Raw genomic sequence first — 8,354 nt, forward strand, 5'->3', positions numbered from 1 at the left:
GGAACGAGATTGACGCGGCGGACCTCGACCGGATCGAGGCCGAGTTCGGCGGCGATGCGATCGACCAGTCGCTCGCGGGCAAACGTCGACTCGTAGCGGCCCGGCGCGCGGTAGGTGCCCGACGGCGTCTTGTTGGTCAGCCGGATGTGGCCGGCGACCCGGTAGGCCGGGATCACGTAGGGGCCGGGCAGCAGGCCGGCGGCGAGATCGGTGACCGTGCCGCCGTGGGTGCGCACATAGGCGCCCTGGTCGGTGGTGAACTCGGCGTCGAGGCCGAGGATGTAGCCGCGCGAATCGACCGCGGCGCGCAGGCGGTAGACCTGGTCGCGGGAATGGTTGGCCGCGAGCAGATGCTCCTTGCGGTCCTCCACCCATTTCACCGGCACGCCGAGGCGCAGGGCGGCGGCGCAGACCAGCACGTCTTCGGGATAGAGCTCGCCGCGGATGCCGAAGCCGCCGCCGACATGGCCTTCCGACAATTGCAGCCGCGCGGGATCGCGGCCCAGCATGCGGGCGATGGCGTCGCGGTTGTAGTGGGGCACCTTGCGGCGCCATACATGGTGAGGACGTCGCGCGCGGCGTCAAAGACGGCGAGCGCGCCGCGGGTTTCCATCGGCACGCCGCTGTGGCGACCGATCTTGACCTCGAGTTCGATCACCCGGTGGGCGTCGGCAAAGGCGGCGTCGAGGTCGCCGTAGCCCTTGCGCACCACAGCCGGCTCGCTGAGGAAGCCCGGCATCGTGTCCGGCTTGAAGGCCGAGGGGGCGGCCAGCGGATCGAGCACGGCATCGAGCTCGTCGACATCGCAGAAGACCAGATCGGCGGCATCCTCGGCCACATAGGGATCGACCGCGAACACCACGGCCACCGGCTCGCCCACATAGCGCACGTAGTCACGGGCCAGCACATGCTGGCGATAGGGCGCGAGACCCTCGATCCGGGTCATGCGGAAGTCGATCGGCGGCAGGTCGTCGACGTCGGCGATGGTCCAGACGGCGAGCACGCCGGGCAGCGCGACCGCGTCGTCGATCTCCACGGCGAGGATGCGGCCGAAGGCGACGGGCGAGCGCACGACGCGCATGTGCACCTGGCCCGGCGCATTGAAATCGGCGGCAAAGCAGCCCTGCCCACGCAGGAGCGGCCCGTCCTCGAGCCGCTTCACCGACATGCCGATGCCGCTCATGCCCGTGTCTCTCATGAACGTGTCGCCTGCGGGGCCGGGCCCGCCTTCATCACCTCGGCGGCAAGGCGCACGGCCTTGACGATGTTCTGGTAGCCGGTGCAGCGGCAGAGGTTGGAGGAGAGCACGTCGCGGATCTCCTCGTCGGTCATGTCGGGGTTTTCCTCCAGCGCGCCGGCCGCCAGCATCAGGAAGCCGGGGGTGCAGAAGCCGCATTGCAGGCCGTGGTTTTCCCAGAAGGCCTGCTGCAGCGGATGCAGCCTGTCGCCATCGGCGAGACCCTCGACGGTGCGCACCGAGGCGCCGTTCGCCTGGACGCCGAACATCAGGCAGGAGCGCACCGGCTTGCCGTCGACCAGCACGGTGCAGGCGCCGCAGACCCCGTGTTCGCAGCCGAGATGGGTGCCGGTGAGCCGCAGGTCGTCGCGCAGCATGTCGGCGAGGCTGCGGCGCGGTTCGACCTCGGCGGTCATCGCGGTGCCGTTGACGGTCAGGGTGATCTTGATCTTGTCAGACATCGGCCGGAGCCCTCGTGTTCCTGATCGCCATGTTCCTGATCGCGAGGCGGATCTTCTGCGGGGTCGCCGGCATCTCGTCGATCTCGACGCCGAAGGGGGCGAGCGCGTCGGCAACCGCGTTGAGCACCGCGGCCGGGGCGCCGATGGTGCCGCCCTCGCCCACGCCCTTGGCCTTGGTCACGCTCTCCGGCGAGATCGTCTCCATGTGGAGGATCTCCAGATCCGGCACTTCGAGCGCGGTCGGCGGCAGGTAGTCGGCGAGCGAGGTGGTGAGGAGGTTGCCGTCCTCGTCGTAGATCAGCTCCTCGTAGAGCGCGTTGCCGATGCCCTGGGCCACGCCGCCGGCGATCTGGCCGTCGACGATCATCGGGTTGATCAGCACGCCGGCGTCCTCGACGACGACGAAGCGGAGGATCTTCACGCCGCCGGTCTCGATGTCGACCTCGACCTCGCAGATGTGGCAGGCGTTGGAGAAGGTGCCGCCCGGATCGTAGAAGCCGCTGGTGCGGATGCCGGCCTCCAGGCCGAAGCGCTGGCTCTGGTGATGGGCGGCGCGGGCAAGATCGGGGATCGGGGTGGCCTTGTTGGTGCCGGGCACCCGGGCATAGCCCTCGTCCAGCACCACCGCGCCGACCTCGACCTCCATCATCTTCGCGGCGATCGCCTTCAGCTTATCCGCGGCCGCCTCGGCCGCGAATTTGGTGGCGCCGCCGGCGATCACCATCGACCGGCTGGCGAACGTGCCCCAGCCATAGGGCGTCGCGTCGGTGTCGCCGGCGATCACCCGCACCCGGTCCGGCACGACGCCGATCTCGTCGGCGACGAGCTGGGCGAGCGCGGTCTTGAGACCCTGGCCATGGGGCGAGGAGCCGATGCGGACCTCGACGTTGCCGGACGGGTCCATGGCCAGATCGACGCTTTCATAGCCCGGCACGATGCCCATGCCGCGCTGGGCATAGACCGGCGTGCCGTAGCCGGTGCGCTCGGAAAACACCGAGACGCCGAGGCCGAGATAGCGGCCCTCGGTGCGGGCCCTGGCCTGCCGGGCGCGAAAGGCCGGCACGTCCACATGGGCGACGGCGGCCTCCATCGCCTGCAGGTAGGAGCCCTCGTCGTAGACGACCCCGGTCGGCGAGCGATGGGGAAAGCTGGTGATCAGGTTGCGGCGGCGGATCTCGACCGCGTCGAGGCCGAGGGCTTTCGCCGCCTTCTCCATCAGCCGTTCCATGGTGAAGGTCAGCATCGGCCGGGCGACGCCGCGGTAGGGCGCCATCATGCAGGTGTTGGTGGTGACGCCGCGCGAGCGGCCCCGGTATTCCGGCACGACATAGGGGCCGGGCAGCTCGCCGAAGGCCATCAGCGGCTCCACGCCGCAGGTGACCGGATAGCAGGAAAAGGCGCCGACGTTGGACTTCAGGTTGGCATCGAGCGCCAGCAGCCGTCCCTCGGCCGAGAAGGCGCCGCGCACGAAAAAGGCCTGGTCGCGGCTGTGGGCGGAGGCAAGGAAATTCTCGCGGCGGTCCTCGATCCACGCCACCTTGGTGCGCAGCTTGCGGGCCAGCCAGACGAGGACGACATATTCGGGAAACAGCGACATCTTCTGGCCGAAGCCGCCGCCGACATCCGGCGCGATCACGCGCAGGTCGGATTCGGCCATGCCGACCACGTCGGCCAAGCCGGTGCGCAGCATGTGCGGCATCTGCACCGAGGCGACCAGCGTGACGCGGCCGGTGGCCCGGTCGTAGCTCGCGACCCCGCCGCGGGTCTCCATCGGCACCGCCGACTGGCGGCGCGAGCGCAGATCGAGCTCGATGACAACCGCGGCCTGCGCGACTGCCTCGTCGAACCCCTTGGTCTTCAGATTGCCCTCGACCAGCACGTTTTCCGGGGCTTCCGGATGCACGGCCCGGGCACCTTCGGCCAGCGCCGCGTCGAAGGTCAGGATCGGGTCCTGCGGCTCGATGTCGATGAACACCTGCTCGGCGAGATCTTCCGCCTCGGCGGCGGTGCGGGCGACCGCGACGGCGACGGCCTGGCCCGGAAACACGACCCGTCCGGCAGCGAGCGCGGGCTGGCCGACGGCCCGGTAATCGGGCCGGTTCAGCACCGGGCGGATCACGCCGACGCCGTGGAGATCAGCGGCGGTGAACACCTGGCCGCCACCGGGCGCGATCTCCGGCAGCTCGATGCCGAGGATCTCGCCGGCCGCGAGCGGGCTGCGCGCGAAGGCGACATGCAGCGCGCCGTCGGCATGGTCGGCGACATAGGTGCCGTGACCCTTGAGCAGGCTCGGGTCTTCCAGACGTGGCAGGGAGCGGCCGATCCAGGTCATGCCGCGGCCTCCGCCAGCGCGCGGCGGATCACGGTGCCGAGGAGATCGCGGCGATAGTCGGCGCCGGCGTGGATGTCCTCGCTGACATCGATGCTGTCCTGCGCCATCGCGGCCGCAGCGGCGAAGGTTTCGGCATGTGCCGGCTGGCCGACGAGGAAGGCCTCGGTCTTGGCGAGCCGCAGCGCCCGGTCGGCGACGCCGCCGACGCCGAGGCGCGCCTCGCGGATCGTGCCGCCCTCGATGCGCAGGGCGGTGAGCGCCATGGCGAGGGCAAAATCGCCTTTGCGGCGGGAGAATTCGTAAAAGCCCGTGCCCCAGCCGGCGCCGAGCGGCGGCAGGTCGATGCGCACGAGGATCTCGGACGGCTGGAGCGCGGTGGTGAAGGTGCCGCGGAAGAAGTCGGCCGCGGCAACCTCGCGCGTGCCGGTCAGGCTGGCGATGTGCAGGGTTGCGCCGAGCGTGGCCGTGACGAGGCACCATTCGGAGGCCGGATCGGCGTGGGAGAGACTGCCGCCGAAGGTGCCGCGCTGGCGGATCGGATAGTGGGCGATGTTGCGCACCACCTTGGCGAGGAGATCGGCGAGCGGGCCGGAAAACGGCGGGGTGTGGAAGGCCGCATGGCGGGTGAGCGCGCCGATCGAGATGCCGCGCGCGCTGTCGCCGGAGATGCCGGAAAGGCCCGCGACACCGTTGATGTCGACGAGGGTCCCGGGCCGGGCCAGCCGAAAGTTCATCGCCGGCACGAGGCTCTGGCCGCCGGCCAGAATCTTGCCGTCGTCCCCGATCCGGTCGATCATCTCCAGCGCTTCGGCAAGCGTGGTCGGGGCGAGATAGGCGAAGGCGGCTGGTTTCATGGCGGACCTGATCGCTGAGCTTTTGGCAACGGAGGAGGCGGCTGGCGCCCCTTCGATGCGGCAGACTACGCCTTCCGCACCGGCCCGTCGATTTACTCAGATTAAATAGTGGTCCGCGATTTTGATCAACATGAAAAATACGTGCAGTCTGCACACAAAATGAACAGAGGAAATTTGGGGGCGGTCTCGAGGCCAATCGACCGTGGGAACGGCCGTCAGTGTGTTGTGTCAGCCGACCCGTTCGGGCGCAATCCGGTGGCAATGCCCGATGATCCTCAAGCCGGTGTCTCGACGCTCCAGCGGAAATTGGCCCTTCATCACCAGCGCAGCGATGGCACGATCGACCTGCTGAGCACCGCATCTGCCGTGATACCGGTCGTCTATCGGCACGTCTGGTCCGAGAAGGAGATTGCGTTTGCGGGGCTCCGTCGGAACGACATCGGGAAATTCCATCCATTCGATCGAGCCAAGCGCAAACGGGCCAAATTCGAGGGAGTCCAGAAAGCCGCGTGGGGGATGGAGATCGGCGGCCGATGGCGTTGCCATGAGAACCGGCACCGGCCAGTCGATCCATTTGACGATGCAGGCTGGCAGGTTCAGCTCGCTCTCATGGAGAAGCGTGAGCAGCTTTCGCCACTTGCTGTCCGACATCAGGGACGCCTGAAATTCGCGGCGAAACAGACGTCGCGTCCGCCGCTGGCTTTGCGCAGGCTCTAGCAAGATCTGGCGGCGCCGCCGCGTCGTCGTCATGACGCCTCGTCTGCAAAGATCCATGATCGCTTGAGATCATCATGGATCCGACCGGCGAGGCAAGGGCGGCCGCGCCCTCGCCTGGTGGCGGCTTCGTTGATCCTCAGCCGGCGAAAATGGAGAGAGGCGGAGAATCCGCGCGAACCCGCCCCTCATGCCTCGTCGTCGTCGCGCTTCAGATCCCGGGCCACTTCCGGCGAGCGCAGCAGGGCGTCGATCCGGGCGGTCTCGTCGAAGCGGGTGTCGTAGCGGAAGCGGAGCTCGGGGGCGAAACGGAGGTTGACCTTGTGCGCCACCTGGCCGCGCAACCACTTGGCGTGGCGGGAAAGCGCCTTCACGGCGTCGCTGGCGTCGCCGCCGGTGGTGAGCGTCACGAAGATGGTGGCGTGCTGGAGGTCGGGCGACATGCGCACCTCCGGCACGGTGATCATCATCGCCTCCAGCTCCGGATCGGCGATCTCGCTGCGGGCGAGGATTTCCGCGATCACGTGGCGGATCAGTTCGCCGACGCGCAGCTGGCGCTGGGAGGGCAGCCCCGAAGCGGGGCCGGAATTCTTTCGGGCCATGGGTCTCGTTCCGGACGGTCTTCACAATGCAATCGAGGCCGTGCGGGGGTCCGCACGGCCTCGAGGAGGGACGGTCAAGGCCGCGATCACAGCGTCCGCGCGATTTCCTCGACGCGGAAGCATTCGATGACGTCGCCGGCGCGCATGTCCTGGTAGTTCTCGAAGTTCATGCCGCACTCCTGGCCGGCGTGAACTTCCTTCACGTCGTCCTTGAAGCGCTTGAGCGTGCCGAGCTTGCCCTCGTGGATCACGACGTTGTCGCGGATCAGGCGCACCTGCGCACCGCGCTCCACCGAACCCTCGATGACGCGGCAACCGGCGACCTTGCCAACCTTGGTGATGTTGAAGATCTCGAGGATCTCCGCATTGCCGAGGAAGGTCTCGCGACGTTCCGGAGAGAGCATGCCGCTCATCGCCGCCTTCACGTCATCCACGAGGTTGTAGATGATGTTGTAGTAGCGGATCTCGGTGCCGTTGCGCTCGGCCGCCATCCGCGCCTGTGCATTGGCACGGACGTTGAAGCCGATGATCGCGCCTCGGAGGCCTCGGCCAGCGTGATGTCGGACTCGGTGATGCCGCCGACGCCGCCATGGATGACGCGGGCCATGACCTCGTCGTTGCCGAGCTTCTCCAGCGCGCCGACGATCGCCTCCAGCGAGCCCTGCACGTCGGTCTTGATGACGAGCGGGAACTCCTTGTGGCCAGCGGCCTGAAGCTTCGACATCATCTGCTCGAGCGAGCCGCGCAGACCGGCGACGCTCTTGTGCATCGTGTCGCGCTTCTGGCGCTCGCGATACTCGGTGATCTCGCGGGCACGGGCCTCGTTCTCGACCACGGCGACGCGGTCGCCGGCATCGGGCGTGCCCTGGAAGCCGAGCACCTCGACCGGCATCGACGGACCGGCCGCGCCGACATTGGCGCCCTTGTCGTCGAGCAGGGCGCGAACGCGGCCCCATTCGGAGCCGGCGACGAGGATGTCGCCGACCTTGAGCGTGCCGCGCTGGACCAGAACCGAGGCGACCGGGCCGCGGCCCTTGTCGAGCCGCGCCTCGATGACGATGCCCTCGGCGGCGCGGTCCGGATTGGCCTTGAGCTCGAGCACTTCCGACTGCAGCAGGATGCCTTCCAGCAGCTTGTCGAGATTGAGCTTCTTGAGCGCCGAGACCTCGACCTCGAGCGTGTCGCCGCCCATCGATTCCACCACGACGTCGTGGCGGAGCAGTTCGGTGCGCACGCGCTCCGGCTTGGCGGTCGGCTTGTCGATCTTGTTGATCGCCACGATCATCGGCACGCCCGCCGCCTTGGCGTGGGCGATTGCCTCGATCGTCTGCGGCATCACGCCGTCGTCGGCCGCCACCACGAGGATGACGATGTCGGTGGCCTTGGCGCCGCGGGCGCGCATCGCCGTGAAGGCGGCGTGACCGGGGGTGTCGATGAAGGTGATCTTCTGACCGCCCTGCTCGACCTGGTAGGCGCCGATATGCTGGGTGATGCCGCCGGCCTCGCCGGAGACCACGTTGGCGTGACGCAGGGCGTCGAGCAGCGAGGTCTTGCCGTGGTCGACGTGGCCCATGACGGTCACGATCGGCGGACGCGGCGTGGTGTCGTCGTCGTGATCCGGCTCGGCGTAGAGACCTTCCTCGACATCCGAATCCGACACGCGCTTGACCGTGTGGCCCATCTCGGTGGCGATGATCTCGGCCGTGTCGGCGTCGATCACGTCGTTGATCTTGAGCATCTGCCCCTGCTTCATCAGCAGCTTGATCACGTCGACGGACCGCTCGGCCATGCGGTTGGCGAGTTCCTGGATGGTGATCGCCTCGGGCAGGATCACCTCGCGCAGGACCTTCTCGCGCGGGCCGCTCTGGTGGCCGCGCTTTTCCTTCTCGCGGCGGCGGCGCAGGGCGGCGAGCGAACGGCCGCGCGTGGCTTCCTCATCCTCCCCGCCGGTGGCGGTGGTGATGGTGAGGCGACCCTTGCGGCGATCGTCGGCGCCGCGCTTGGGCGCGGGCTTGACCTCGGCCGGACGGGCCTTGCGGGCGGCGGCGCCACCCGGACGGTTGGCGCCGTCTTCCTCGTCCTCGGTCTCGGTGCCGGGCTTGACCCGCACGGCGTCCAGGCGAACCGGCGTCTCGGCGACGTCCGGCGTGGCCG

Annotated in this window: 5 protein-coding genes and 2 pseudogenes; all 7 read right to left on the reverse strand. The window is 68.6% G+C overall.

Annotated features, from left to right (window positions below; genetic code table 11):
* Positions 1-65 precede the first annotated feature (65 nt).
* Positions 66-1,198, reverse strand: a pseudogene (locus A6302_RS23905) (xanthine dehydrogenase family protein molybdopterin-binding subunit); the annotation flags it as partial.
* Positions 1,195-1,698, reverse strand: coding sequence for a (2Fe-2S)-binding protein (locus A6302_RS01715; protein ID WP_069305593.1), 504 nt, complete (start codon positions 1,696-1,698; stop codon positions 1,195-1,197). The pseudogene A6302_RS23905 and the gene A6302_RS01715, both read right to left, overlap by 4 nt.
* Positions 1,691-4,030, reverse strand: coding sequence for a xanthine dehydrogenase family protein molybdopterin-binding subunit (locus A6302_RS01720; protein WP_069305594.1), 2,340 nt, complete (start codon positions 4,028-4,030; stop codon positions 1,691-1,693). Before A6302_RS01720 ends, A6302_RS01715 begins: the two co-directional genes overlap by 8 nt.
* The gene (locus A6302_RS01725; RefSeq protein ID WP_069305595.1) at positions 4,027-4,884 is read right to left on the reverse strand and encodes an FAD binding domain-containing protein; all 858 of its coding nucleotides are present in this window, start codon (positions 4,882-4,884) and stop codon (positions 4,027-4,029) included. Before A6302_RS01725 ends, A6302_RS01720 begins: the two co-directional genes overlap by 4 nt.
* 228 nt (positions 4,885-5,112) lie before the next feature.
* Positions 5,113-5,634 carry a hypothetical protein gene (locus A6302_RS01730; protein ID WP_141703361.1) on the reverse strand — a complete coding sequence of 174 codons (522 nt, stop codon included), beginning with the start codon at positions 5,632-5,634 and terminating at the stop codon, positions 5,113-5,115.
* Between the two features lie 152 nt (positions 5,635-5,786).
* Positions 5,787-6,200 (reverse strand): 30S ribosome-binding factor RbfA, encoded by a 414-nt coding sequence (gene rbfA, locus A6302_RS01735; protein ID WP_069305597.1) that lies wholly within the window; start codon positions 6,198-6,200, stop codon positions 5,787-5,789.
* 86 nt (positions 6,201-6,286) lie between these two features.
* A pseudogene (gene infB / locus A6302_RS01740) lies at positions 6,287-8,354 on the reverse strand (translation initiation factor IF-2); the annotation flags it as partial.

It is taken from the genome of Methylobrevis pamukkalensis, from assembly GCF_001720135.1.
Taxonomy (GTDB): Bacteria; Pseudomonadota; Alphaproteobacteria; order Rhizobiales; family Pleomorphomonadaceae; genus Methylobrevis; species Methylobrevis pamukkalensis.

What these genes read in the sequence shown, in the direction of transcription:
- A6302_RS01720 (WP_069305594.1), bottom strand. Translation starts at nt 4,030, where the DNA reads ATGACCTGGATCGGCCGCTCCCTGCCACGTCTGGAAGACCCGAGCCTG.
- A6302_RS01715 (WP_069305593.1), bottom strand. Translation starts at nt 1,698, where the DNA reads ATGTCTGACAAGATCAAGATCACCCTGACCGTCAACGGCACCGCGATG.
- A6302_RS01730 (WP_141703361.1), bottom strand. Translation starts at nt 5,634, where the DNA reads ATGACGACGACGCGGCGGCGCCGCCAGATCTTGCTAGAGCCTGCGCAA.
- A6302_RS01725 (WP_069305595.1), bottom strand. Translation starts at nt 4,884, where the DNA reads ATGAAACCAGCCGCCTTCGCCTATCTCGCCCCGACCACGCTTGCCGAA.
- rbfA (WP_069305597.1), bottom strand. Translation starts at nt 6,200, where the DNA reads ATGGCCCGAAAGAATTCCGGCCCCGCTTCGGGGCTGCCCTCCCAGCGC.